Raw genomic sequence first — 24,386 nt, forward strand, 5'->3', positions numbered from 1 at the left:
TAATCGCCTCAACGAAACAAAATTCTGAAATGAAGAGGCTCTTATGACAACTTCTCGCACGTTCAAAAATGCATCACTGTTCCTGGCTATCTCGCTCGCATTCCCGGCAATTGCAGCTAACCATGACCACGCACACTTCAGCGAAATTGGCGACCAAGGTGGCAAAAGCGCAACCGAGATGACGACCAAAGCAAACCAAGAGTTCGCAAAAACACTGAACTTTGCCGACACTCGCGCTTTCGACAATAACAACAAAGGTCTGATTGCTAGCTTTGATCAAGAGACAGGCGACATCATTCGTAATAGCTTTAACTTCATCGATCCAAGTGTGACGAATGCAGACCAAGCACCAGATTCAGTAAACCCTTCACTGTGGCGCCAAGCGGTATTGAACCAAGCGGCGGAAGGTTTATATGAAGTTGTTCCGGGTAAAGTTTACCAAGTTCGAGGCGCGGATTTAGCGTCTATCTCTTTCATTCGTAGTGACAACGGTTGGATCGCCTACGACGTTCTTCTTACCAAAGAATCAGCCGCCAAATCACTCGAATTCTTCAAGAACAACGTGCCTGATGGCGGTGAACTGCCCGTCGTTGCAATGATTTACTCTCACTCGCACGCTGATCACTTTGGTGGCGCAAGAGCAATCAAAGACGCGTATCCAGATGTAAAAGTGTACGGTTCGAAAAACATCACTAAAGAAATCGTCGACGAAAACGTATTAGCAGGTAATGCAATGTCTCGTCGTACCGCCTATCAATATGGCGCAACCCTGAACCGACACGAACACGGTATTGTGGATGCGGCACTGTCTAAAGGTCTATCAACCGGTAGCATTACTTACGTATTGCCAGACTACGAGCTGAACCATAACGAAGAGATTGAAACTCTGGTTATCGACGGCCTAGAAATGCAATTCATGGATGCTTCAGGTACCGAAGCGGCATCAGAAATGGTGACGTATATTCCCAGCATGAAAGCACTTTGGACTGGCGAACTGACCTACCAAGGCATGCACAACCTGTACACGCTGCGTGGCGCTAAAGTACGTGACGGCTTGAAATGGTCTAAGAAGATCAACGAAATGTTAGTCACTTGGGGCGAAGAAACAGAGGTGTTGTTTGCGTCTCACTCAGCCCCAATCTGGGGTGAACAAGAGATCTCTGATTACCTAAAAATGCAGCGTGATGCTTACGGTTTTACTCATAACCAAACGCTTCGTTTAGCCAATAACGGTGTGGTTCTACAAGACATCGGTGACGAGATTTACAAGGTAATGCCAGACAGCATTCAACAGTCTTGGCACACCAATGGTTACCACGGTACTTACTCTCACAACGCTCGTGCTGTGTACAACATGTACCTTGGTTACTTCGACATGAACCCGGCTAACCTTAATCCATTACCAATCGAGCCAGAATCGGTGAAGTTTGTTGAGTACATGGGCGGCAGCGATACTGTGATTGAGAAAGCACAACAAGACTTCCAAGAAGGTGAATACCGCTTCGTTGCAACAGCACTGAATAAGGTGATTCAAGCTGAGCCAGAGAACAAAGTTGCACGTGGCTTATTGGCAGATACATATGAGCAATTAGGTTATCAATCAGAAGGTGCAGGTTGGAGAAACATCTACCTAACGGGCGCTCAAGAGCTTCGTATTGGCACACAACCGGGCGCACCAAAAACTGCATCTCCGGATGTGTTGGCTAACATGACCATTGAGAACTTGTTGGATTACTTGGCAGTTAAAGTGGATTCGCTAAAGGCACAAGAAACACCATTTACATTGAATATTCAGCTGCCTGATGTGCAAGAGTTCTACTACGTTGAGATGTCTAACGGTAACCTGAACAATATCCAAGTATCAGAGCTGCAAGATGCGGATACAACACTGATCATCAATAAGTCTGACGTGTCTGATATCGTACTTAAGAAAACAAGCCTAGGAAAACTGTTAGAAGACGGACAAGCAGGAGTGAAAGGTGACAAAACATCGCTTAACAAACTGCTGTCTTCACTGACAGAAGCTGACACCTCTTTTGAGATTGTGCCACGTCCAAACAAAGGCGAAGAAGTTGATGCCGAGCTATACCAAGACTCAGCGGTACACGCGCATTAAACGTCCGATACGCTAAATAGATAAAACAACAGCAGTGAGCTAGAAAAAACGTTCTATAAAGAACATAAAACAAGCCCCAACCTTTTGGTCGGGGCTTTCTTATTTGTTCTCAATAAGCGCTTCTTGAACACTACCGCGTTTGCTCTCTTACTGAGGCTGAGAGCTCAATGAAACTGATAATTTGTTGAAGCTGATAGATTACTGAGTTTGACCGTTTACTTCGCAATCCCAATAAGAAGGTGAACCATAATATTGAACAAAATAATCGATAAATACGCGAACCTTAGGCGCAAGCAACTGAGCACTCGGGTATACCGCCCAAATCGCGGCCTCATCCTTTAAAGGGTAATCTGGCAACACCTCAACCAGCGAACCTTCCGCGAGCTGCTTGTATGCTATCCAAGTCGCACACATGGCAATGCCCAAGCCATCGACACATACATCCCTTACCGCTTGACCGTGATCAACACGAATCGCACCTTTCTTCTTGATGGTGACATCGCCTTCTGGTGTGTCGAACGTCCACCCTTCCAAGCCGGTTTGATTGATGCATTGATGTTGCTTGAGGTCTTCTGGTGTTTTCGGATAGCCATGAACTGCCAGATATTCTGGCGACGCACACAGAATACGTTTATCAGTCGAGAGCTTACGAGCGATCAGGCTTGAGTTTTGTAGCTCCGCATTACGAATCGCCACATCAAAGCCGCCATCGACCAGATCGACAATTGAGTCACTGAGTGAAATGTCCACCGACAGATCTGGATACTTAGCCAAAAAGCCTTTTAGCGCTGGCATAACATGCATGCGACCAAACGATGAAGGCGCAGATATTCGCAACACCCCTTTTGGTAATTCATTACCGGTTCCGACAGAGGCAACGCCCGCTTCGACACTCAAAAGGATTTGCTTGGCGTGAGGAAGAAATGCCATGCCTTCTTCGGTCAGGGAAACCTTTCTCGTGGTGCGATGCACAAGACGGGCACCTAGGCTCTCTTCGAGCTTTCCGATATGAATACTGGCTACCGGAGGTGACAACCCAAGCTCTTGTCCTGCTTGACTTATATTGTGCGTAGACGCGAGTCGCACAAACAATTTTAGATGTTCAATGTTCATCAATAATGGCTAGCCTGCGCTGAGTACACGCTGCTTATTGGCCGCAGCGGCACGGGGAATAATGTGAGTTTTAATATAGGCATTAAGCTTAAACCATGCAAAAGCGCCCGCTAAAACATTGGCGACTGTCACCGCAATAACCGCGTTGATCATGTCTCCGGTTATCGAGCCAAGCCATAAAGCGGGAATGTAGAAAACAAACAAGCGTAAGAAAGAGACATTCAAAGCTTTGCGAGGCACACCCAAGGCATTAAAGACCGAAGCAACCAACATGCAAAGCCCAAGCGGCCCATAGCTGAACGGTATAAATAACAAGGTCACTTCAAACCAGCTGCGTATGCTTTGTTCTTCCGAGATAACAGGAATAATCCAGCCACTAAACAGTACCAGCAATGCTGCCAACGCAGTGTGGAAAACCAATAAGAACTTCGCTGTTGTATTCAATAGCTCAGAGATTTTGCATCGCTGCTGCGCCCCTAGATAACGACCAATCATAGGTGGTATGGACATGGTTAGAGCAAGAGACAATACCAACATAAAACTTTCAACACGGGCGAGTAAGCTCCAAAAAGCCATCTCATCGGTTCCAATTCTCGCAATCAAAAGCATTGAGAAGAACGCGCTGACCGCCGGTAATATCTGATTCGCAGTGGTTGGCATTACCGTCTTGAATAACTCAAAACTGTAGCCTTTGATTTGGTTGCTGCACGCGCCATTGAAGCCAAACCAACCTTTACCGCGAGACTTGATTAGCATGTAGATTGCGCCGAACGCGTAGCCAATGCTCGATGCGATCGCCGCCCCTGCAATGCCCATATCCAATCCAAAGATCAGAATAGGGTCGAGAATTAGGTTAATCACACTGGCAGCCAAGAACATGCTGCCGGTTGTTTTAGTATCGCCATTGGCACGATAAACGCAGGTGGCCAGATAAAGCACCGCCACCATCAATGCACTGAACAGCCACAACGGCCAGTACACATTAAAAATCGACAGCATGGATTGGTATTGAGCGTCAGAGACATCATTCACAAACGACGCAAAAACAGAATCGCTAAAAACAATCAGCCCTATGCAGATCAAAGCAATCACCAAGACACCAAACCCGACAGATAGTGAGGCAATTGAGGTGGATTTTCGTTGTTCTTTTGCCCCTACCGCTTGAGAAATAATGGACGTTGCCGCGACACCGATGCCCACTTGAACACCGGTAAACGCCGCTTGGAATGGCAAGGTGATACCGTGAACCGCCAACTCATTCACCCCTAGCTGACCGATAAAGATCGAATCGACCAATTGCACCATCATGATCGCAAACACACCCAGCGTCAGTGGCAGTGTTTTCTCAATAATGGTTTTCAAAGTCGCGGATCTCATCTGCATAGGTCGGTTTACTCTTGTCTGTACTTTGGGGCTAATTACCTAGTTGAGCAGTATACGAAGCTAAATGAAAAGGATAAGAGCGCCAAACAAGGAATGAGTTTTTAGATTTCGTTGACAATCGAATTAGCAAGGTACCTTCAATGCTAGAACAAGAAGCTAAGATATTGAATAAAATGAAATTACTAAACTCATCAACACTCTTAATAATTCGTTAATAGTGTTTCGTTTAATGGTTAATTGTTGGTTCGAACATTCCTCGTTAGCCTGAATTTAGGTCGCATTCACACTGAATAGGCTGAAATGAAATCTCTCAGAAGGAATATGGAAATGGCATATCAAGGTTATACAACGTTTAAAGCTCAAGCCGAGAATGGGATTCTTACCGTCACTTTTGACTTCGGTACTGTGAATGTTCAAGGGCAAGAGATGCTTGCCGACCTCAATGGTTTAGCAATGAGACTAGAGCGCGATCGTGACATCAAGGTCGTGGTATTTCAGTCAGCAAACCCTGAAATTTGGGTCTGTCACTACGACACCAATTTATTGAAAGACATGTCGACAGAAGCCGTTTCTCGTGAAGAAGCGAAGTTGCTCGACCTACAAGTGGTGCTAGAAAGAATCAGCAAACTGCCACAAGCCACCATTGCCAAGCTTGAAGGGTTCGCTCGAGGTGGAGGCCACGAATTTGCACTGGCGTGTGACATGCGATTCGCGGCTCGTGGTAAATACAAATTCATGCAAATGGAAGTGGGTATGGGCATCCTTCCTTGTGGTGGCGGCGCATCACGTATGGCACGCCAAGTCGGCTTAGGTCGCGCACTCGAAATCGTCTTAAGTGCACGAGACTTTGATGCTGACGAAGCCGAAGCATACGGCACCATCAACAAGGCACTAGAGCCGGATGAAATTGGCGAATATGTTGATACTCTTGCCAAACGAATCGCTCAATTCCCTGCCGAATCGATCAATGCATGTAAGCAAGCGGTGTACGAGTCTATCGATAAACCGATCGACGAAGCACTCAAAGCAGAGGCCTACTGGTTGTATCAAGCCACCAGCAAAACACCTGCGGTTAAGCGCTTCCAAATTGCCGATGAGCAAGGCCTAGAGCACGATATGGAAAACCAACGTAACTGGGAAACTCTGGTTATGAACGTTCAAGACATCAAATAACTCGTTCACTGCTCTTAATTTGGGTCAGCCACAAACTGACCCATAGTCTTACTTAATGGTTAAACGCCAACGGTTACCCACCAAGTGTTAAAATGGTCATTATTTGCCCCATAGACTCACATTTGAGTCTTCAGCTTGTGAGCCAAATGCAACTATGTGTCATTAATCTTTGTTATAAAGTTGTTCAAACTATTTTTTGAAGGACGGAACATGCAAAAAATAATTCTGATCACAGGGGCCACGGATGGCATTGGTTTAGAGACCGCAAAAGCACTGACGCAGCAAGGGCACCATGTTCTGATTCATGGCCGCAACCCAGCTAAGGTCAATAAAGTCGTGACTGCTCTGTCTCGCCTGTCTAAGAATGCAATCATCGAAAGCTACATCGCAGACCTATCGACGCTCTCCGAAGTTGAGGCGCTCACAACCCAAATCAAAAGCGATCACAAACGACTCGATATACTCATTAACAACGCAGGTGTGTATAAAGTTTCGGACATCACCACTCCAGACAATCTTGATGTGCGTTTTGTTGTAAACACCATTGCGCCGTATCTACTGACACAAAAGCTGCTTCCTCTTTTTGATGCGACAGGTCGTATCGTCAACCTATCTTCAGCAGCCCAAGCACCCGTAGATTTAGATGCATTGATTAGCCCGAATGCGGGTGAACTTGATGGTCCGGTTTACGCGCAAAGTAAGCTCGCACTAACGATGTGGTCCATCGAATTAGCCAATACTCTTTTAGACAAAGGCACCGCAATTATCCCTGTAAACCCAGCCTCTTTCCTTGGCAGTAAATTGGTGAAAGATGCTTATGGTGTTGATGGTAACGACCTTGCTATCGGGGCCGATATTCTTTGTCGTGCTGCGCTCAGTGATGAGTTTGCCAACGCTTCCGGTCGATATTTTGATAATGATTCTGGGTTATTTAAAGACCCGCACGCCGACGCATTAGACAACACCAAGAACCACAAGCTGGTGACAGTGCTTGATCAATTACTCGAAGAAAAGCTGTGCGTTGCGCACTGATCATTAATTAGTAAAAAACGACCACTAACACTTCCCCCCCACCACCACACACACAATCCAAGCCGCAGTTCTATCCATACAGACAAAGAACTGCGCGCTCTTTCGATTATTAAAATTTCTTTAATACTGATTCCCCGCTTTGCCCAATTATCACCCAAGATGCAGATTGCTAAACTTGCCCTCGTCGAAACAACACAGGCTACGGCCGAGGAGCATTTATGCGTTTTGAAGGTAAAGTTTATCGTCCTTGGATGGAAGCAGAGAGCGTACTCATCCAGACAACATTGGGGTGCAGTAATAACCAATGTACCTTCTGCACGATGTTTGATGATAAGCGTTTCAAATTAAGAGACATCAAAGACATCTTTGAAGATATTGATGCAGCGAGAAAGATCTACCCGCATGTAGAGTCTATCTTTTTAGTCGATGGTAACGTGATGGAGATTAGAACCGAGATGCTGATTTCGATTCTGGATTACATCAAGATCACCTTCCCTGAGATCAAGAATATCTCTTTGTATTCAGGCTTCAATGACTTCCGTCGTAAGAGCTTGTCTGAATTAAAAGAGATTAAGTCGGCAGGTTTAAGCATGGCTTATTCAGGCTTGGAGTCCGGTGACCCAATTGTGCTTGAACGCATTCAAAAGCGCATGACGCGTGAGCATGCAATTGAAGGTATGAACCTAGCCCGTGAAGCAGACATCAAGGTACTGGCTTCTTTCATCTTTGGCCTTGGCGGCAAAGAACGTTCTGTCGAGCATGCGATTAATACCACCAGCTTGCTGAACATCATGCAGCCAGATGCAATTGCACCGATGGCTTTAGCGGTTCAACCGGGGTCGGTGTTGGAAAAAGAAGTAAATCGTGGCGAGTTTGTTTTACCAACACCATCGCAGATCCTGGAAGAAGAAAAATACTTACTCGAAAACCTAGAAGATTTCGATTGCTACTACTGGGGCGACCACGGCAATAACATCTCACCAATGCGTGGCATGTTGCCTCAGGCTCGTAAGCCGTTTCTTGATAAGATCAATCAAGACATCGCTCACAACCCAATCACTAAGCAAAACGTCATTAAAACCTTTGCTTGGTAGTCGCTCGATTTAACTCTTAACGAATAAACGTAAACAAACTAAACGACAGGCGTTGCAGCTCCCTATTATGGAATAATCAAAGTCCAGCAGCGCCTAACGTATATCTTACTTTTTCAGATTCACAGCCCTACCTAAGCCAAAGCCGCTAACAACAAGTCAGTACTCGCTTCCACGTGAGCTGCAATCTCTTGTTCTGTGGGTGCAGGCATTCCCATCAACACACCCTCTCTGACACTCATCACCATACCAAGCCACAGCTTAATTTTGGTTTGTGGTTCTTCAATATCGAATCGCTCGTTGAAAAACTGAGCAAGCACTCGATCGGTATCATCTGGGCCAACGTCCATAAAGCGACTGACCAATTCTGGAGACTTGCTGCCTTCTGCTATCAACAGCTTAAAGGTCGCAATATGCTCGCTCGAAAGGTGAAACAAAACGAAGTCTTTTGCGAAGCCCAATAGCGCTTGTCGAGTATCGGTGTGCTGCAAATGCACCACCAACTTATCGTCTGTCTGGCTACCCATTTGTCTTAACGTCGCTTCAAACAACACATCTTTAGAAGAGAAGTAACGATATAGCGTTTGCTTCGTCATTTTCGCTTCGCTAGCGACTCGGTCCATGCTGGTTTGCACATAGCCTTCCGCGAGGAATATCTCCTTCGCCGCTTTTAAAATCGCGAGTCGTTTCTTCTCTTTGTTCTGCTCAATCTTGCTCATTACTTCATCCACCCCAAAACAGAGATCATACTTTAAAGTATGATTTGTGTTGACTCAACCAATTCTTAAAATCATACTCACCAGTATGATTTATTGATAACAGATAATTGGATAGAGAAATGACGACAATGAACCTCCCTAAAACTGAAGCAAGAAGCACACGAACCCTCGGCTTTACCCTCGCGATCGCAGGTGCCGTGTTAATGAGTATTGATCCAATCTTCATTCGTTATGCCGGTGTCAGTGGATTCGATACTGCCTTTTTGTTCGGCTTATTCAGCGCAATCTCGATGCCGATTTTGCTTAAGTTCAACGACAAACGTGGTATCCGAAAAGCAGTAGTGCAGAGCGGTTGGCCATTGTTAGCAGCGGGCATTCTTATGCTCGGCAGCGCCTCTGGCTTGGTGTTCAGCATCAAGATGACCTCGATTGCCAATACCTTTGTGATCCTCAGTGCAGCCCCTGCTGTGGCCGCTATTTTCAGCTGGTTGATCTTGAAAGAAGCCACTAGTCGATCGACTTTGGTTGCCATTGTTGCGGTGATGATTGGTATTACGATTGTCGTTTCAGGTTCGTTTTCTTCAGGCAATTGGATGGGCGATGCGTTAGCTGTGTTCGCGGTGATCTGTTTATCTATGATGTTTACCTTGCTGCGTAAATATCAAGACGTCAGCCGATTGGCGAGCGTTGGCCTAGGTGGCTTATTGCTAGCGGTTGTGATGTTTTTCTTTGCAACGCCATCAAGCTACAGCGTTGAAACGTGGTTAATCATGGGCATGATGGGCTTGTTTACGGCACCTGTTGGCCGAGTGTTATCTATGGTCGCAACACGCCACATTACCGCGCCAGAGGTATCAATGACTCTGATGTTGGAAACTGTGTTAGCACCAGTTTGGGCGTTTATCTTCTTCACCGAGATCCCGCCAACAACCAGTATTATCGGTGGTGTGGTGATCTTGATTACGATCTTCATCTACACCTTAGTGACCATGAAAAACGATGACAAATAAATCGATTAATAAAGAACTAAATAAAGAACTAAATAGGAGCTGAATATGTCTGCTGAACTGAAATTTATTGGTCGAATTGCTACGCCTTATCACTCGGTTTCGGAGTGTCCGAATAACATCCAACCGGACAACGGCCCGATCTGTGAAATTATCTTAGATGACGTTTACCAACAAGGTTTGCTTGGTTTAAAGACAGGAGACCACATCCTGATCTTGTATTGGTTAGAAGACGCAAAACGAGACGAACTGATACAAAGCTGGAATGAAGAGACGCCGACTAAAGGCACCTTTGCACTGCGTTCACCGCACAGACCAAACCCTATAGGTGCCGCCGTGCTACCGATTGAACAAATAGAAAATGGCACAGTGACAGTAAGAGGCTTGGACTGCTTGAACAACACACCACTGTTGGATATCAAGCCGGCGATCTATAAAGAGAAGGGATAAGCGAGAAGTTGGTCTTCCTAAACCAAAAGCGAACTGTGCGTTAGCGAAAGGTTGGTATTACGCATGCTTGATGAAAGCTTGGCTTAACTGCTGAAAGAGTGAATCTACGTTGGGAAGGCTCGTCAAATGCGCGGACAACAGCGTATGAACCTGCGCATCCACCACGGTCGGGTTATCGCAAATTTGATTATAAAAATTCACGGCCGCAACGATGTTCTCTAGGCCGGCATCTAACAAGATACAAGCTTGCGAAAGTACAATTTGGCCGCCCCCTTGTCTAAGCAATACACGTTGCGCAGTACCCACTATTTTTTGTTTATTGATATTGAGGTTGTAGTCACCATCACAATAAGAGCCGGGGGTGGCGTGTACATCCACATCGATGCCCAATTCTTTGAAAAACAGGGTTAATACATTGCACAGATGTCGATACGCTTTTTGGATGTTGTAAGCTTCATCACGAGGCCAATGGTAGATGTGCGACAGGTTAATGATCCCCGGCAGTTGAGGAACGGGAGCGCCACCTGTTTTACGCGAGGTGAGCTGCCAGCCTTGTGCCGCGAGTTGCTTTCTAGACTCTACGGTCACTGGCCACTTTTTACCTGCGGGCAAAACGAGTGTCGGCGTTTTTGCTTGCCAAAGCATTAAGGCTTGCCCAATCTCACCCGCCTGTATCTGCTGCAATAATTCAGCTTCTTTTTCAAACGCACGATCAACATCAATGTGCGGGTAACGTACGAGTTTATTCGTTAACTTCAATGCACTTTCCTCTACAGGTTGTGGTGACCTACCATTTAACGTTCTGAAATGGTTGATGATAGATAAGACTATATGGGATGGAAACAGCGCCAAAAGTTAGTTATTGGCGCCATAGTATTTGTTATACATACATTGCGCCATAGTTTGCTAGAAAGCCGATTGGAAGGAGCAATATCCATTGAGGAAGCTTTACAAAAACCTTCGCTCCAAAAAAATACAGCCCAACAGCCACAAACACCGATGCATACAGAATATACAAAAAACCTAGCAACTGGATTAGGAAATAGAGTGAATCAATACCATACCAACCGACGTATAAAAGCATTAATGAGCTAACAAACAAAGTGACCGAGACAAGATGCCAACAAGCTAGAAGTGTCGCTTTCGGTATATCTTCGAGCTTCGATTTAAGAAAAGGTCTAACCGGGTCTATTTGACCGGCAAATACATGCACTAACGTAGTAAACAGGGCTAATAACCCCGAGCTAAATATCCATATATTCATAAAACACTCCGTACATATGACGCCAAGTTAAGGTGTGAACAACGCTACTACCTTACCTAAAACATTGTGTCATAAACACTAAACTTACTTGAAGTGAGAGCGCCAAGCGTTGTGAATCACTCTAAATTTATTGTTATGTTTGCTTAGAAGCGCCTGAATGGCTTAGCAAACACCTGATATTTATCGGCGTAAACTATTTTACCAGGGGTTTCTGTTCTTAGTTGATCAACTACGACCCCCTTACTTTCAACTAAGAAAACAAACTCACGTACTTTAGATATGTGTTCAGAGGAAGACTCAAGAAACCAACTGATATACACATCAGATTTCTTAGACTTCTGTTTGTTTAAGTAGTCTAGAGGAGATTCAAGGTTTTCATCGAACCACCCCATCACCTCGGCGATGTGTTCAAGTTCATAGTCGTAGAATACTTCTTGTTTCTTCATACAACTGATTGCCTGAAATATGCCTGTTCTCTGATTTGAATCCTCATCGAACTGATCAACGACAAATCGTACGTACATTTTTATACCTCAAACATAACGCTGCGTTAAGGTGTGACAAGCGTTTGCCACACTTGAGCGAAGCGAAACCGGCAAGCGTTTGGAATCACTCTTAAACGCTTTGTTATGTGCGTAGTTTCCATTCTAGTGCTTTAGCCTCGTGCTCTTTGATAAAACTATCCTTGCCGTGACAATATATCTCAATATCGTGATTACATTGAGCTGCTACCTTTCTCTTTAGTTGCGCATAAGACTCGAGAACTTCGGGATGAGCGGCAAGGTAATCACGAAACACTAAATGGCGGTAAACATGATTGTCACCCCTGACAAAGGCATGAATCTGATGAGTTCTATCGTCGCCGCCCTTTCGATAGTACCTTCTACCCGAGATCCCAAATTCTCCCATAACTTCATATCCGAGAGATTCAAACCTCGACGTGTGAGCATCAAGCTCAGACAGTGAGCTGCACTCTATAATGATGTCAATTATTGGCTTTGCTGCCAAGCCATTAACCGAAGTACTGCCTATGTGATGGATACCCTCGATAGCGCTACCCAGCGCATTAACCAAAGCCTGCTTCTCGTTCTCAAATTGATTCGACCAGTCCGGATTATAGTCAATGACTTCGACTTTCATATAGATAATTCCATTAAATATCAGCCAATTATAAAGTTTGTCACATACAAGGGGTCGCAAGCACATAACGCCAAGCTAAGCTGTGAGTGAACGTGTGCCATGTTTGAGCGTTAGCGAGTTCGGCACGCGTTCGCGAATCAGTCTTTAGCGCCTTGTTAGCCCTTTTGCCAAATTTGGTACGTATAATCAATATTTGAACTAAATCGCTGTTCAAAAACTAGAGTCAAATCTCTTGGTAGTTCAGGGAAGAAAATATCACCAGAGATATGTTTATGAATTTTTGAAATATGAATTGTGTCCACTTGCGTAATGAGTGACTTATATATTTGACCACCACCAGACACAAACGCATGCTCGGTTACTGTTTCTAAATAACCCAAGGCGTCTTCAACACTTTTGAAATATAAAACATCAGGATCGTTCGATGTAGATGGAGAACGAGAAATAACCGCATATTTACGGTTTGGCAGTTTTCCCATTGATTCAAAAGTTTTACGGCCAAGTAGCAACCATTGATTAAAAGTCATTGCCTTAAACAACAGCTGCTCACCCTTAACAATCCAAGGTATATCCAGGCCAGAGCCAATTACTCCATTTTCAGCTACCGCTGCCATCAATGATAATTTCAAATTTATCTCCATAGGGCTAACATTTTAATATTGTGCAAGCACGAATCCATCCGCTTAACATATCAAAAAGGTCACTCATAACCAACTGAATGCTATGCATTTAATATAAAAGTGGGTTTAAACATTAAGTGTGAAAACGTGCAAGTACACATTGCCGCCTATATAACGCTCGCTTTCATTCTTAACCACTCACCAATCTATATATTAATCAATAACTTAAAATCAATCTCTCGTTAAATTCGTGCTCAATCAGAGTTAAAAACCACTCTTTTTTAAGTCATTAATTATTCAACAAGCAATAAACTGTCTGTATGTACAGATTTTGTGAGGGGGATATATGGCGAGTCAATTCATGCAGGCAATTTGCGAACATATGACGATGCGGGGCTATAGTCGCAGGACAATCAAAGCCTACTGTTATTGGATTAAGTACTACATTCATTTTCATTAAATGAAACACCCTGAACAGATGCATGCACCTGAAGTTGTCTCCTTTCTTTCTCATTTAGCTAATCAACAAAAAGTCGCCATCAATACTCAAAAGGTAGCGCTCAATGCTCTAGCCTATTTATACAATCAATTTATTAAGCAACCTCTAGGAGACTTAGGGTTTAGCTATGCGACTCGGTCTCGAAAAATTCCTAGCGTACTCAATCATTCGGAAGCTATCTCGGTGATCAATGAAATAGATCCTAAATATCAACTGTTTTTTCGCTTGTTGTATGGTTCAGGTTTGAGAGTATCGGAATGCCTGAGGCTTCGAGTACAAGATATAGACCTAAAACAAGGGTCTCTCACTGTTCACGATGGGAAAGGAAATAAAGACCGAGTGACAATTTTAAGTTTTTCACTCACTGAAGCTATACAAGACAAAATTGCACAAGTTGCAGTTCTGCTTGCTAAAGATAACTTGAATGGGTTTGGGCCATCTTTGCCTCACCGATTAGGCAAAAAATACCCGAGTGCCTATCGACAACTTGCTTGGATGTACCTATTCCCATCAAAATCCGTCACTCAACACCCAGAGTCGGGGATAGTATGCCGACACCACCTACATGATTCGGCACTCCGAAAAACGCTGAAGAAGGCGACTAACTCTAACAAATTGCGCCACAAGCAAATTAGTTGTCATACTTTCAGGCACAGTTTTGCTACGCAACTTCTAAAGTCAGGCTCCGATATCAGAACGGTTCAAGAGTTACTGGGGCACAGTGATGTTAAGACAACTCAGATATACACTCACGTTATTGGGCAACACTTTAGTGGCACGACTAGCCCGCTAGACGGCGTATAACGAAACTCCATCATCGATAGTTGAACCTTGGCTTGATGGCTTTTGTCTAACAAGGTTGTCTGATATGGTGGCGGCAGAACTTCAGCAATTGTTTAGATAGTATTGAATATGAAAACACTAACCATACTTGATGGCGGCATGGGCCGAGAACTTAAAGAAATTGGCGCGCCATTTTCTCAACCGCTTTGGAGTGCTCAAGCGCTGATTGAAGCACCCGAATTTGTCAGCCAAGCGCATCAAAACTTTGTCGATGCAGGTGCTGAAATCCTGATCACCAATAGCTACGCGTGTGTGCCTTTTCACTTGGGTGAAGCGCTCTTCGAGCAACGAGGTTTTGAACTGGCTGCGCTATCTGGTGAGCTGGCTAAAGCAGTTGCTGACAATGCTTCTCACACCGTGAAAGTCGCGGGCGCGATTCCACCGCCATTTGGCAGCTACCGACCAGATTTATTCAAGGTAGAAGAAGCCGCGCCAATCATCCAAACGCTTTACGATGCCCAAGACCCAAACATCGACCTTTGGATAGCAGAAACTATCTGTAGCCTACAAGAATTCGATTCCATTCATGCGGTACTTAAGCAGTCAGATAAGCCGTGTTACTACGCATTCAGTTTGGAAGATACCAAGGGCGATTTTGCCAATATTCGTTCTGGCGAGAGCGTAACAGACGCGATCAAACTTGCCTGCCAATCGAACGCAAAAGGCATTATGTTTAACTGCTCAGTGCCTGAAGTGATGGATCAAGCCATTATGGATGCTAAAAAAGTGATCGAAGAACTAGGTTGTGATTTAGAAATTGGTGTCTACGCCAACAACTTTGCGCCGATCAGCAGCGAACATGAAGCGAATGATATGCTTCAAGAAATGCGTGAGCTAGATGGCCAAGGTTATTTAACTTATGTAAAACGCTGGCACGCATTGGGTGCGAATATTGTCGGTGGCTGTTGTGGCATCGGGCCAAAACACATTCAAGCCCTAGCCGATTGGAAACGCTCCAGACAGAGCTGATCCAGAGCTTCAACTAGAATAAAATAAATAGAGAACAGGTTGAGAAATCTGTTCTCTATTTGTATGTGGCGCCTCTGAGTACACTGATACAAAACAACGATTTGGAGCAACTGATGAGCGACACGCAACGAAAAATTAAATGGGGCATCGCAGGGCTAGGCAATATCGCCAATCGATTCGCAGCGGCAGTCACAGAACACTGTCTGCATGGTGAACTGTATGCCGTTGCCGCAAGAGATCACTCCCGCGCTGCCACGTTCGCCAATAAGTTTGGTTGCGACAAGGCTTATGGCTCTTATGAAAAGATGGCGAATGACCCAAGTGTTGAAGCGGTTTACATCGCTACGGTTCACCCATACCACCAGCCACTCGCCGAACTGTTTCTAACGAGTAATAAGCATGTATTGGTTGAGAAGCCGGCTTTTACCAACCTTGCTGACTGGCTTGAGATGAAAGCCCTCGCCAAGCAAAATGGCGTGATGCTGTTAGAAGCGATGAAAACCGTGGTGTTTCCCGCGTATCGTGAGCTTCAATCATTTTTGGTCGACAACAACATTCAGATAGATTCAATCGAAGCCAGCTTTGGCAACCATCACGACTATGAGCCCGATTTGTTTATCTTCAATCCGGATTTATCTGGCGGAGCAACACTCGATGTTGGGGTCTATGGGCTTTGGTTCTTTTACGATCTGTGTCGAACGCTGGGTGTAAACCCTTCAAAACCTCAGGTAGAGATGTCGTGTCTTTATGAGGGAGCGAATGTTGATACCGATGCATGCTTTACATTCTCTGGTGATATGAACGGTAAGATATCGGCATCAACAGCGCAAAACCTTCCCCGATCAGCACACCTGAGTGGGCCTGATACTAAGATCACCATTCACGAAAAATGGTGGAATCCGGCCTTTATTGAGATTGAACATCAAGGGCAGAAGTCGACCATCAACAAACGAGTGACGGGCAATGGGTTCGAATTTGAAATCGACCATTTTTCAGATTTGGTGCTTCAAGGCAAAACTGAATCGAATATCCTAAGCTCAGAGATAACCTCTCGAGTTCTCGATACGATGGAAAAAGCACTCATTGACTCTGGCTATCCACATTTAACTCAACCTCGTCGTTAGGAAAAGCAAATTGGGCAACCTTAAGCGCAAGCTTGAACTGTATGAAAAGATATTTCAGGCTTTTGGGCCTGGAGTATCACATTGTCAGGTTAACCAACTGGCCACACTGCTGCACGTGAGTGAACGTCATGTCCAGACCTTACTCAAAGCGATGACAGCGCAAGGCTGGATTGAGTGGCAAGCCAGTTCAGGCCGAAGTAAGAAAGCACAGCTGACGTGTCTGGTTGAGCCCATTGAGGCGTGTTACCAATACGCACAAACCCAAGCTGACGCAGGCAACATAGAACAGGTGTTTAGCACCTTAAGCTTCAACGGCCGCAATGCTGGCGCTGAGTTACAAGCCTTTCTAAGCAGCACCAATCCGTCGGCGCAGAATATCGCGTATATCCCGTTTCACCGAGAGCTCGAGGCTCTTCACCCTCAACGAGTACTTAGGCGCACCGAACGTTTCTTAGTGATGCAAGTTTGCCAACGCCTAACCTCAGTTAAGCACGGCAAACTCAGCGGCGATTTGGCGTATCATTGGCAGCCTAATCTAAATGCGACACTGTGGCACTTTCAGATTCGTAATGGTGTTCAGTTTCATAACGGAAGAACTCTCGAACCTCAAGACATAGCGCGTAACCTTAACTCGCTCTGCCAAAGCAAAATATGGCGGCGCTGTTATCAGCATATTGATGAGGTCTCTATCGCGGCAGGCAATGTGGTTGTCGTGAAACTGAATCAACCTGATTGGCATTTACCGCGCCTACTTGCCAGAGCTGAAGCTTCCGTATTTGATCACTCATCACCAACTGATAGGCTGATTGGATCTGGCGCGTTCTCATTAGACATATTCTCAAGCAAGATGTTGAGATTGAGCCGTAATAGCGCCTATTCACACAGCACGCCGATTCTCAATCGAGTCGAGTTGTGGGTCTATCCAGAATGGGCACAGAGCAAAGCCTGCGCTCAAAATCAGGTGTGCGTGAAACTGCCCGAAAAGACGACCACCGTGCGTGGCGATGACCATTCTTCTCAACCGGATTTCGGCTCAACCTTCTTTAAGATTCAAAGCCCGATGTTGTCGAAAACCGTTCGCGAATTCACCGTTGAAGACACCTCTGAATGCCAAGCCCTTTTCGAGCAGTTGTCAGTGTCTGGCGACCACAAAACCAACGTGGAATATGGCCACTACCTAACTACCAAAGACGTCGCGTTGTGTAGCATTATTGATGAGAACGACACCTTCACTTCGTGGTTAAGCTTTTTCACTCGCTTCCCGTTTGAGGACTTAACTTTACCTGCTGAGATGCTAGAGAAAATCGAAAAAGGCTTAACCTCAATAACAAACCAGCCAAACTTTGAGTTAGCGATGAATACACTGTTGGAACTCAAGCATTGGTTGAATGACTCTGGGGTTGTGGTTGAGCTCAAGCAAGAGGCGTTCAACTTAGAGGTTTCTGAAAAGATACACGGCGCGCAAGTGAATGGTTTCGGTTGGTGCGAACTCGACAAGCTGTGGATTAGCCATTTGTAAGTCTAGCCATGTTCAAAAATAAGTCATTAGGCACAGCGACTTATCTTTAACACTCCCCTGCCAATAGCAAAGAAATGGAGTGCTAATGTACTCTCGAAGTGAGACTCAACAAATATAAGCACAAACTAATTAGACCCAATAAGAAGGTAAACCATGACTCGACACCTAAAAGGCTCATTACTGTTTCTTTGCGCATTCTCTTTTAACAGCATGGCGAGCACCCAATGCGACGCACTAACTGGTTGTGAAAAGAAATTCTGTGAGATCGAATATCAAATAAAGAAAGCGGAGCAGTACGATAATCAGTACAAAGTGGAGCGATTAACCACGGCCTTGAAAGCGGCGAAAGAAAACTGCACCAATGAGGGTTTGAAGGATGATCTCCGCGAGAAGATTGAATCCAATGAACAAGATTTGGCTGAATACCAAGCCGACTTAGAAGAAGCAAAAAGAAACGATAGAGCGGATAAAATCCGAAAATATGAGGGTAAGATCGAAAAAGAACTGCGTAAAATCGATAAATTGAAACAAGAACTGGCTAAGATCCCTTAATCGATAATTGAAACAAAAATGGTCTTACTGCTTAGTAAGACCATTTAGAAAATACCGCTTTATGACGACTTCAGAATCAACCTAGCCAACGCCAGGCGTTATTATCCTACTAGCGCCAATTCAGACTCTTTATAAATCCGGTTAGCCACTTTGTATGCCGCCGGAGACATCAGTGTCTCTTTGCATCTGCGCTTAAACTGCTCGACTTCAATCGTTTGTTCTTCCAGTAAATAGCACAGCTCACTCAAGTAGTTAGCTTCAAACACAGCTTGACCAAGTGGCGTGCATTCGTATCGGCTCGACTCTTGGTAGCCAATTGCGGTCAACACAGACTCTGGCAGCTCCCAGAACTTAGCAATGGTGTAAGTCAGGCGAATAGAGTAGCTGTTCATCAGGCGCTTCAATGCCAACGAGTTAGGCGGAACAGAAGGGTCTACATGTTTGAAGGCTTCTACCATCATCTGGAAAATGATCATCTTGCCTAAGTTGCGAATCAACCCAACAAAGTATGCCGCTGCTTGATCTTCTTGAGATGAAGAGTCTTTCATCAACTCCTTAGAAAACGACGCCGTCTGAACACTGTGATTCCAAATTTTCTCACCGAAGTGACGCCAGTAAATATTGTTCCCCGGCGTGAAGTTCTTCATGTAGCTATTCACCACCCCTTCAACAAGCCCTTGAGAACCCATATTTAGGAATGCTGTTTTTAGGTCAGTAACCTGTTTTTCACCACGCTTATAGAAAGCACTGTTAGCCAGTTTAATCACATCGGCTGCCATACTCGGCTCGCGTTCAATCACTCTTAACAAAGCATCGACATCAAACTCGTCGCTCTGTAATTCTGCCATTAACTTGGTCACAGAGGCTGGCATCACTGGCAGTTCATTAAGCAAAGCTTTTGGAGAGCGAATCAAGCGTTCAATCTGACAAGCGACAAAATCGCTAAATGGGTCTGACTCCGTTCGAAGGCGAGACTCTCCAAACAAATAATCGAGGAACTCACCATCGTGAAGGCTAAGCGTATTATCGACGATTAATGATGATGGTTGAGCTGACGAAGGCGGAACAAAGATTGAAGACCGCACAGAATCAGTAGCAACGATTTGTTGTTGCTCTTTTTGGACAGGCTCTGCAGAGGGTTTGTTTTTTGAATCAACAAAAGGCGAGAATAGTACCTGCAATACCCTTTTAAACATCAATACGGCTCCTAGATGAATACAACATAGATAGGGATATATAACGGCGGTGATTATCGCACAGTTAATTAATAAACCACACAGTGATAAATGAATCATTAACTTTTCAACGGTATAAGATCTGTTACTCAACAGCCTGCGAGACTAGGCCTCCTGTATTCACCAGAAACAAAAAAGCGAGCACATGACACTGGCTCGCTCTTACATAAATTAGATGCGTGACACTGTCTAAAGTTAGCTCTGAGCGACTTCCAACACGATCTTACCAACGTGTTTTTTCTTTAGGAACTCACCTTGCGCTTTATGAATATCGGCTAACGGATAAGACTCTGCGACGATGGCGCCAATCTGCTGCTTCTCAATACGGTTGACTAGATTCTGGAATACCTGTGGTTCTAAAACTGTGCAACCAAAAAAGCTGAGATCTTTGAGATACAGAGTTCGGACATCAAGATCAACCATAGCGCCACCAATTGCGCCAGATACGGCATAACGGCCATGTGGTTTCAGCACTTCAAGGAACTCAGGCCACTTGTCACCTGCCACTAAATCGATAACCACATTGACGCTACTTTCGCCTAGCGCTTTAACCAAATCCGCATCACGAGCAATCACTTCATCAGCGCCAAGTTCAAGTAACTGTTGGTTCTTGCTTGGGCTGGTAATCGCAATCACATACGCGCCGCGAGCTTTTGCTAGCTGAATAGCCGCAGAGCCCACACCGCCCGATGCACCTGAGATAAGCACGCGATCAGGTTCAGCCACGTTGGCACGCGTCAGCATGTTTTCTGCGGTCGAGTAAGAGCATGGGAAAGACGCCAGCTCAACATCCGACATTGTGCTGTTCACCGCGTAAGCGTGCTTAGCTGCTACTTTGGTGTATTCAGCAAAACCACCATCGCACTCAGAGCCGAAATACCATGGCTGTGGTAAATCTTGCCCATAAACCTCAGTCAAACAAGGCTCAATCAGAACACGCTCACCAATACGCTCAGCTGAGACGTCACTACCAACGGCTACGATAAAACCGCATACGTCAGCGCCTTGGATGCGAGGGAATTTCAACGCTTCACCCGACCAACTGGCATCATCTGAATCATCACTTTTCGCATACCAACCGATTCGCGTGTTGATGTCGGTATTATTAACGCCAGCAGCCATGACTTTGATCAGCACTTCATTAGGCTCAATTTGAGGAACAGCAATGTCTTCACGGTACCCAAGCATCTCTGCCCCGCCGTGCCCTAGCATCTCTGCGCCTTTCATTGTTTTTGGCACTTCAAAATTCATACTGTTTCCTTGAGTAATTTTGTCACCATATTCTGTGCCGATGCCACTGCTTCTTTGCCCAATACTGGCCACGCGCTTGATACGCCTTCATGAAGTAGAAAGAGCTCTGAAGCGAGTTCGTCTCTTTGGCTTTGCTTAGCCATTAACGCCTGAACTTCTTTCTTATGCTCGATTACGGCTTGGTTAATTAGTTCGTTGTCAGGAAAAGCAGCCAGTGCGTTCATAGATAAACAACCGTGCGGCGCGTACTCTTCCATCCACTGTTGAAGCTTGTTGAAGATATGAGTAATCGCTTGGTAGCCCGAGCTAGGGGAATCTTCCAACAGCAGACTCAAGTAGCGCTGATGACGATGTTCTAACGCTCCGACGATCATCGCTTCTTTTGAAGGGAAGTGTTTATACAAGGTTCTGAGGCTCACGTTGCACGTGGTTTTCAGCTGTGCAACGCTCGGTTCCGCAAAACCTTGCTGGCTAAACGCCACTTCAAGGCTTGCTGCAATCTGTTCTCTCAACATAGTGCTCTCTTAATACTGAATACCAATCGTAGTAAGTAACAGTGATAGGTAGAATAACTGTTCTACCTATAGGGTAGAGCGATCATTCTACCTGTGTCAATGAGATCTTTTTGTCGTCCTATAAAACAAAAAATCCCGGATCCAATTATTAGATGCGAGATTTAAATTACCAAAACCACTAGATTAATGCTTAGTGAAATTAGGATTCAATCAGTGTTAAAGAATCCAAAATCCCTTTCCCGCTGTGGATCCCGCCTTCATTTTCGCCGGCGGGTTTACTGCGGATCAAGTAGCCCGCGTAACCGTCCAATTCGGTAACTGGTTTGCCTTGATAGTAAGCGGTGAATAGGCCGACTTCGCTGACTAAATCTGTCACTAGCGTTTGTTGGGTGTTACGTACAGCAATGGTCGGCACGTCACGCTCATGCGGGTACAAGCGCTGCATCAATGCCCACGCGTCGTACTCTTCTGGTTTAAGCTGGCTCAGTTGTTCGCTGATGTCGTCACCAAAAACACAATGACCACCGCCCTCGCCTTGGTTTTTCAACACCCACTCTTGCTTATCAGCTTGGGTGTTAAACCATTCAATCGATTCACTGGTGATAGGCTTCATATCAGCCAGAACACTCTTGACCAGTTCGGCTTCTTCTAGCGTTAAACCCCAACGTGCGTATTCTGCTGCTGGCATCATGGTCAGCAGCATTTGCATGGTTTTACTGGTCGCTAATTGCTGGCTTATCGTCGCGTTCATCGCGACATGGTGTTGCTCCATAAACAAGCGAGTCTGGCTTAGCGTGTGGCAACACACCGACTCATCTAGCTCAGGAGCCCAGTAATCTGAATACTGATAACCCGCTCTTAGATACACAACATCGACTGCGCCGACATCTTTCAATAACAGGCGTTGATTATCGCCCGATGAAAGCTGACAGCTCAATTGTTCAAAGGTACGACGAACAATGCGAATTCCCTGTTTTTGTAGCTCGACTTCAAGCAAGTGTTGGTCATATACGTTGTCTTCATTCTTTTGCACCACCATCAAGAAAACCGGTTTATCTTGCTCTTTAAAGTCGGTTTTCACTTGCCTTGCAGCATTAGCTATACCATAAGCCAACTGGGTTAAGCCTTGGTTTTCAGCCGGTGTTGCAGATGGGTCTTCTAACCAATCGTTATAAACGTTTGGCCATTGGTTTTGCATGAATGAGTGGAATTCTGTTGCGCGCTGACCAAAAGGTGCCATCCCTGCTGCAATGCCGTTGAACTCAATCACTTTTGCTCCGTGTTGGCGATCGTCCATGAAGTCAGTACGCATTAATAACAACGGTTGGCGAGCAGGATAAAGTCGATGAGACACCTCGCCATGCGCTTGTTGATGCAACTCCATCAAACGGCCAAAAAACGGGTCAGCTTTGGTCATATCACTCAGTGATGACTGCAAGAAATCATGATCTTCGGAAACGTTGCTGATTAACTTGGTGATCAGTGGTGTTACCTTCAACAAGTGTTTATACACCTTACGCTCCATTGTCATTGGAGCCAAACTGAACGGACAATGTCTCGCGGTATTGTCAGCTTGTCGAAACGCGACGCCGTGCATGAGTGCCCACTCACACGTGTCTTCAATAATTTGTTGCGGAATCAATGACGTGAGCATTGGATTCATTTTGGTCTCTCACTATTAACTGGGATTAAGCGCTCTACTAAGACGATGCCCATTCTAAAAAGACGAAAACAAAGCGAAAAATATTTCACTTCTTTGAATACTTCAGTTAATGACTTACATCTGAGTGTCTTGGGTCTTATTGACGATCAAATCACGCAACCATTTATGGCTCGGTTCTGAATCGAAGTATTTATGCCACAGTAGGAACAAACCTCCCGGTACCAAATCGACCGGAACAGGCTTCATCACCAACTCTCCGCTATCAATGTAATCGCGTACCGAGTTGTATGGATAACACATTAACAAGTCGCTCTGCTTGCACAGTTTGATGGCACTGGTGATATCTGAAACGTTAGCCGCCTTGTTGATCTCCAGTTGCTTAGAATTGAGCACTTCCATCAATAGCCAGTCACCCGCACCACCTGTCACCAACTGTATATGTCGATATTTCAAAAAGGTGTCGAGATTCCACTCCTCTTGCAACGCAGGATGGTCATTACGCATCAAACACACCGAGTAATCCAAGCACAGCTCGACGTAGTCAAGTGCATCAGGAATACACTGCACGTGGGTAGAAGCGCGCTCATCTAGCTCAAAAATACCGATCCCAAAATCCACTTCACGCTTTAATAATCGCTTGAAGCTATCGCTGCTCCACGTTGAACTGTTAACGGTAATATGAGGCGCATCGGCGAGTGCAGTCGGCATAAAGTGCGGATAAATCGCCGTGTAGGCGGTTTCGACAAGGTCTATAGTGAAGGTACGCTCACTGTCTTTAGGGTCGAAAACTTCGGGAACGGTCAGCTTTTCGATTTGCAGTAGGATTTGATGGATCTTAGGCGCTAACGCGAGTGCTTTGGGTGTGGGGAATAGCCCTTTGGATTCTCGCTCAAATAGCGGGTCATCAAACAAAGCTCTCAGCTTAGTGAGCTGTTTACTTACCGCAGACTGGCTCAAAAAGAGTCGCTCTGCTGTTTTACTCACACTTCGTTCTTCAATAAGAACGTGTAGGCAAAGCAGCAAATTCATGTCGCATTTAAGTAAGCTTTTAACATCTACCATGATATTCCCTAAATTCAGGTTAATGATGATTAATTGTCACTTTAAA

23 protein-coding genes and 1 pseudogene are annotated in these 24,386 nt (G+C 45.2%); 11 read left to right on the top strand and 13 right to left on the bottom strand.

Going from position 1 to position 24,386, the window contains the following annotated elements; genetic code table 11:
* Positions 1-43: 43 nt before the first annotated feature.
* Entirely contained in the window at positions 44-2,116 is a 2,073-nt protein-coding gene (locus AACW75_RS04735) for an alkyl/aryl-sulfatase (RefSeq protein ID WP_145569739.1), read from the top strand.
* A 198-nt stretch (positions 2,117-2,314) separates the two neighbouring features.
* Here AACW75_RS04735 and AACW75_RS04740 read toward each other — a convergent pair whose 3' ends face one another.
* Both AACW75_RS04740 and AACW75_RS04745 read right to left on the bottom strand, forming a co-directional pair.
* Positions 2,315-3,229: a LysR family transcriptional regulator gene (locus AACW75_RS04740; protein WP_145569737.1), complete on the bottom strand. Its 915-nt coding sequence runs from the start codon at positions 3,227-3,229 to the stop codon at positions 2,315-2,317.
* A gap of 9 nt (positions 3,230-3,238) precedes the next feature.
* Entirely contained in the window at positions 3,239-4,612 is a 1,374-nt protein-coding gene (locus tag AACW75_RS04745; RefSeq protein ID WP_102455576.1) for an MATE family efflux transporter, read from the bottom strand.
* Positions 4,613-4,939: 327 nt separating this feature from the next.
* On the opposite strand from AACW75_RS04745, the gene AACW75_RS04750 reads away from it, so the two are divergent.
* The 3 genes from AACW75_RS04750 (at position 4,940) to AACW75_RS04760 (ending at position 7,911) form a co-directional block, all read left to right on the top strand.
* On the top strand, positions 4,940-5,785 hold the full coding sequence (locus AACW75_RS04750) for an enoyl-CoA hydratase/isomerase family protein (RefSeq protein ID WP_102453907.1): 846 nt from the start codon (positions 4,940-4,942) through the stop codon (positions 5,783-5,785).
* Positions 5,786-5,995: 210 nt separating this feature from the next.
* Positions 5,996-6,817: an SDR family NAD(P)-dependent oxidoreductase gene (locus AACW75_RS04755; protein ID WP_108093066.1), complete on the top strand. Its 822-nt coding sequence runs from the start codon at positions 5,996-5,998 to the stop codon at positions 6,815-6,817.
* Positions 6,818-7,035: 218 nt separating this feature from the next.
* The gene (locus AACW75_RS04760; protein WP_145569735.1) at positions 7,036-7,911 is read left to right on the top strand and encodes a radical SAM protein; all 876 of its coding nucleotides are present in this window, start codon (positions 7,036-7,038) and stop codon (positions 7,909-7,911) included.
* Between the two features lie 131 nt (positions 7,912-8,042).
* Here the strand turns inward: AACW75_RS04760 and AACW75_RS04765 are convergent, their stop codons facing one another.
* A complete protein-coding gene (locus AACW75_RS04765; protein ID WP_059017722.1) occupies positions 8,043-8,627 on the bottom strand; it encodes a TetR/AcrR family transcriptional regulator in 585 nt (194 codons plus the stop codon).
* Between the two features lie 119 nt (positions 8,628-8,746).
* Between AACW75_RS04765 and AACW75_RS04770 the strand changes: the two genes are divergently transcribed.
* Together AACW75_RS04770 and tsaA are read left to right on the top strand one after the other, a co-directional pair.
* Positions 8,747-9,637 (top strand): DMT family transporter, encoded by an 891-nt coding sequence (locus AACW75_RS04770; RefSeq protein ID WP_145569733.1) that lies wholly within the window; start codon positions 8,747-8,749, stop codon positions 9,635-9,637.
* Positions 9,638-9,682: 45 nt separating this feature from the next.
* Entirely contained in the window at positions 9,683-10,084 is a 402-nt protein-coding gene (tsaA, locus tag AACW75_RS04775; RefSeq protein ID WP_102500902.1) for a tRNA (N6-threonylcarbamoyladenosine(37)-N6)-methyltransferase TrmO, read from the top strand.
* A 57-nt stretch (positions 10,085-10,141) separates the two neighbouring features.
* Here the strand turns inward: tsaA and AACW75_RS04780 are convergent, their stop codons facing one another.
* The 5 genes from AACW75_RS04780 to dfrA all read right to left on the bottom strand — a co-directional run bounded on the left by AACW75_RS04780 (position 10,142) and on the right by dfrA (position 13,117).
* Positions 10,142-10,843 carry a lipoate--protein ligase family protein gene (locus tag AACW75_RS04780; RefSeq protein ID WP_145569731.1) on the bottom strand — a complete coding sequence of 234 codons (702 nt, stop codon included), beginning with the start codon at positions 10,841-10,843 and terminating at the stop codon, positions 10,142-10,144.
* Between the two features lie 121 nt (positions 10,844-10,964).
* A complete protein-coding gene (locus AACW75_RS04785; RefSeq protein ID WP_145569729.1) occupies positions 10,965-11,348 on the bottom strand; it encodes a hypothetical protein in 384 nt (127 codons plus the stop codon).
* Between the two features lie 143 nt (positions 11,349-11,491).
* Positions 11,492-11,872, bottom strand: coding sequence for a hypothetical protein (locus tag AACW75_RS04790; RefSeq protein ID WP_054542607.1), 381 nt, complete (start codon positions 11,870-11,872; stop codon positions 11,492-11,494).
* 103 nt (positions 11,873-11,975) lie between these two features.
* Positions 11,976-12,488, bottom strand: a complete 513-nt coding sequence (locus AACW75_RS04795) for a GrpB family protein (RefSeq protein WP_145569727.1) — start codon at positions 12,486-12,488, stop codon at positions 11,976-11,978.
* 155 nt (positions 12,489-12,643) lie between these two features.
* On the bottom strand, positions 12,644-13,117 hold the full coding sequence (dfrA, locus tag AACW75_RS04800) for a trimethoprim-resistant dihydrofolate reductase DfrA (RefSeq protein WP_065608052.1): 474 nt from the start codon (positions 13,115-13,117) through the stop codon (positions 12,644-12,646).
* Between the two features lie 337 nt (positions 13,118-13,454).
* On the opposite strand from dfrA, the pseudogene AACW75_RS04805 reads away from it, so the two are divergent.
* The 5 genes and pseudogenes from AACW75_RS04805 to AACW75_RS04825 all read left to right on the top strand — a co-directional run bounded on the left by AACW75_RS04805 (position 13,455) and on the right by AACW75_RS04825 (position 18,614).
* A pseudogene (locus AACW75_RS04805) lies at positions 13,455-14,411 on the top strand (integron integrase).
* A gap of 108 nt (positions 14,412-14,519) precedes the next feature.
* Positions 14,520-15,419 carry a homocysteine S-methyltransferase family protein gene (locus AACW75_RS04810; RefSeq protein ID WP_237297617.1) on the top strand — a complete coding sequence of 300 codons (900 nt, stop codon included), beginning with the start codon at positions 14,520-14,522 and terminating at the stop codon, positions 15,417-15,419.
* Between the two features lie 113 nt (positions 15,420-15,532).
* A complete protein-coding gene (locus AACW75_RS04815) occupies positions 15,533-16,543 on the top strand; it encodes a Gfo/Idh/MocA family protein (RefSeq protein WP_145569726.1) in 1,011 nt (336 codons plus the stop codon).
* A gap of 10 nt (positions 16,544-16,553) precedes the next feature.
* Entirely contained in the window at positions 16,554-18,062 is a 1,509-nt protein-coding gene (locus tag AACW75_RS04820) for an SgrR family transcriptional regulator (protein WP_145569723.1), read from the top strand.
* Positions 18,063-18,215: 153 nt separating this feature from the next.
* Positions 18,216-18,614, top strand: a complete 399-nt coding sequence (locus AACW75_RS04825) for a DUF1090 domain-containing protein (protein ID WP_145569721.1) — start codon at positions 18,216-18,218, stop codon at positions 18,612-18,614.
* Between the two features lie 101 nt (positions 18,615-18,715).
* Here AACW75_RS04825 and AACW75_RS04830 read toward each other — a convergent pair whose 3' ends face one another.
* The 5 genes from AACW75_RS04830 to AACW75_RS04850 all read right to left on the bottom strand — a co-directional run bounded on the left by AACW75_RS04830 (position 18,716) and on the right by AACW75_RS04850 (position 24,340).
* A complete protein-coding gene (locus AACW75_RS04830; protein ID WP_237297618.1) occupies positions 18,716-19,810 on the bottom strand; it encodes an HDOD domain-containing protein in 1,095 nt (364 codons plus the stop codon).
* 234 nt (positions 19,811-20,044) lie between these two features.
* Positions 20,045-21,100, bottom strand: coding sequence for an alcohol dehydrogenase family protein (locus AACW75_RS04835; protein WP_145569717.1), 1,056 nt, complete (start codon positions 21,098-21,100; stop codon positions 20,045-20,047).
* Positions 21,097-21,615, bottom strand: a complete 519-nt coding sequence (locus tag AACW75_RS04840; protein WP_145569715.1) for a TetR/AcrR family transcriptional regulator — start codon at positions 21,613-21,615, stop codon at positions 21,097-21,099. Before AACW75_RS04840 ends, AACW75_RS04835 begins: the two co-directional genes overlap by 4 nt.
* A 199-nt stretch (positions 21,616-21,814) precedes the next feature.
* Positions 21,815-23,269 carry a glutathione synthase gene (locus AACW75_RS04845; RefSeq protein WP_145569823.1) on the bottom strand — a complete coding sequence of 485 codons (1,455 nt, stop codon included), beginning with the start codon at positions 23,267-23,269 and terminating at the stop codon, positions 21,815-21,817.
* Between the two features lie 123 nt (positions 23,270-23,392).
* On the bottom strand, positions 23,393-24,340 hold the full coding sequence (locus AACW75_RS04850; RefSeq protein ID WP_017082825.1) for a LysR substrate-binding domain-containing protein: 948 nt from the start codon (positions 24,338-24,340) through the stop codon (positions 23,393-23,395).
* Between the last annotated feature and the right edge of the window lie 46 nt (positions 24,341-24,386).

The sequence above is a fragment of the Vibrio sp. L3-7 genome, from assembly GCF_963898195.1.
GTDB lineage: Bacteria > Pseudomonadota > Gammaproteobacteria > Enterobacterales > Vibrionaceae > Vibrio > Vibrio echinoideorum.

Coding starts and splice junctions, on each gene's coding strand:
- AACW75_RS04735 (WP_145569739.1), top strand. CDS start 44: ATGACAACTTCTCGCACGTTCAAAAATGCATCACTGTTCCTGGCTATC.
- AACW75_RS04740 (WP_145569737.1), bottom strand. CDS start 3,229: ATGAACATTGAACATCTAAAATTGTTTGTGCGACTCGCGTCTACGCAC.
- AACW75_RS04745 (WP_102455576.1), bottom strand. CDS start 4,612: ATGCAGATGAGATCCGCGACTTTGAAAACCATTATTGAGAAAACACTG.
- AACW75_RS04750 (WP_102453907.1), top strand. CDS start 4,940: ATGGCATATCAAGGTTATACAACGTTTAAAGCTCAAGCCGAGAATGGG.
- AACW75_RS04755 (WP_108093066.1), top strand. CDS start 5,996: ATGCAAAAAATAATTCTGATCACAGGGGCCACGGATGGCATTGGTTTA.
- AACW75_RS04760 (WP_145569735.1), top strand. CDS start 7,036: ATGCGTTTTGAAGGTAAAGTTTATCGTCCTTGGATGGAAGCAGAGAGC.
- AACW75_RS04765 (WP_059017722.1), bottom strand. CDS start 8,627: ATGAGCAAGATTGAGCAGAACAAAGAGAAGAAACGACTCGCGATTTTA.
- AACW75_RS04770 (WP_145569733.1), top strand. CDS start 8,747: ATGACGACAATGAACCTCCCTAAAACTGAAGCAAGAAGCACACGAACC.
- tsaA (WP_102500902.1), top strand. CDS start 9,683: ATGTCTGCTGAACTGAAATTTATTGGTCGAATTGCTACGCCTTATCAC.
- AACW75_RS04785 (WP_145569729.1), bottom strand. CDS start 11,348: ATGAATATATGGATATTTAGCTCGGGGTTATTAGCCCTGTTTACTACG.
- AACW75_RS04790 (WP_054542607.1), bottom strand. CDS start 11,872: ATGTACGTACGATTTGTCGTTGATCAGTTCGATGAGGATTCAAATCAG.
- AACW75_RS04795 (WP_145569727.1), bottom strand. CDS start 12,488: ATGAAAGTCGAAGTCATTGACTATAATCCGGACTGGTCGAATCAATTT.
- AACW75_RS04810 (WP_237297617.1), top strand. CDS start 14,520: ATGAAAACACTAACCATACTTGATGGCGGCATGGGCCGAGAACTTAAA.
- AACW75_RS04815 (WP_145569726.1), top strand. CDS start 15,533: ATGAGCGACACGCAACGAAAAATTAAATGGGGCATCGCAGGGCTAGGC.
- AACW75_RS04825 (WP_145569721.1), top strand. CDS start 18,216: ATGACTCGACACCTAAAAGGCTCATTACTGTTTCTTTGCGCATTCTCT.
- AACW75_RS04830 (WP_237297618.1), bottom strand. CDS start 19,810: ATGTTTAAAAGGGTATTGCAGGTACTATTCTCGCCTTTTGTTGATTCA.
- AACW75_RS04835 (WP_145569717.1), bottom strand. CDS start 21,100: ATGAATTTTGAAGTGCCAAAAACAATGAAAGGCGCAGAGATGCTAGGG.
- AACW75_RS04840 (WP_145569715.1), bottom strand. CDS start 21,615: ATGTTGAGAGAACAGATTGCAGCAAGCCTTGAAGTGGCGTTTAGCCAG.
- AACW75_RS04845 (WP_145569823.1), bottom strand. CDS start 23,269: ATGCTCACGTCATTGATTCCGCAACAAATTATTGAAGACACGTGTGAG.
- AACW75_RS04850 (WP_017082825.1), bottom strand. CDS start 24,340: ATGGTAGATGTTAAAAGCTTACTTAAATGCGACATGAATTTGCTGCTT.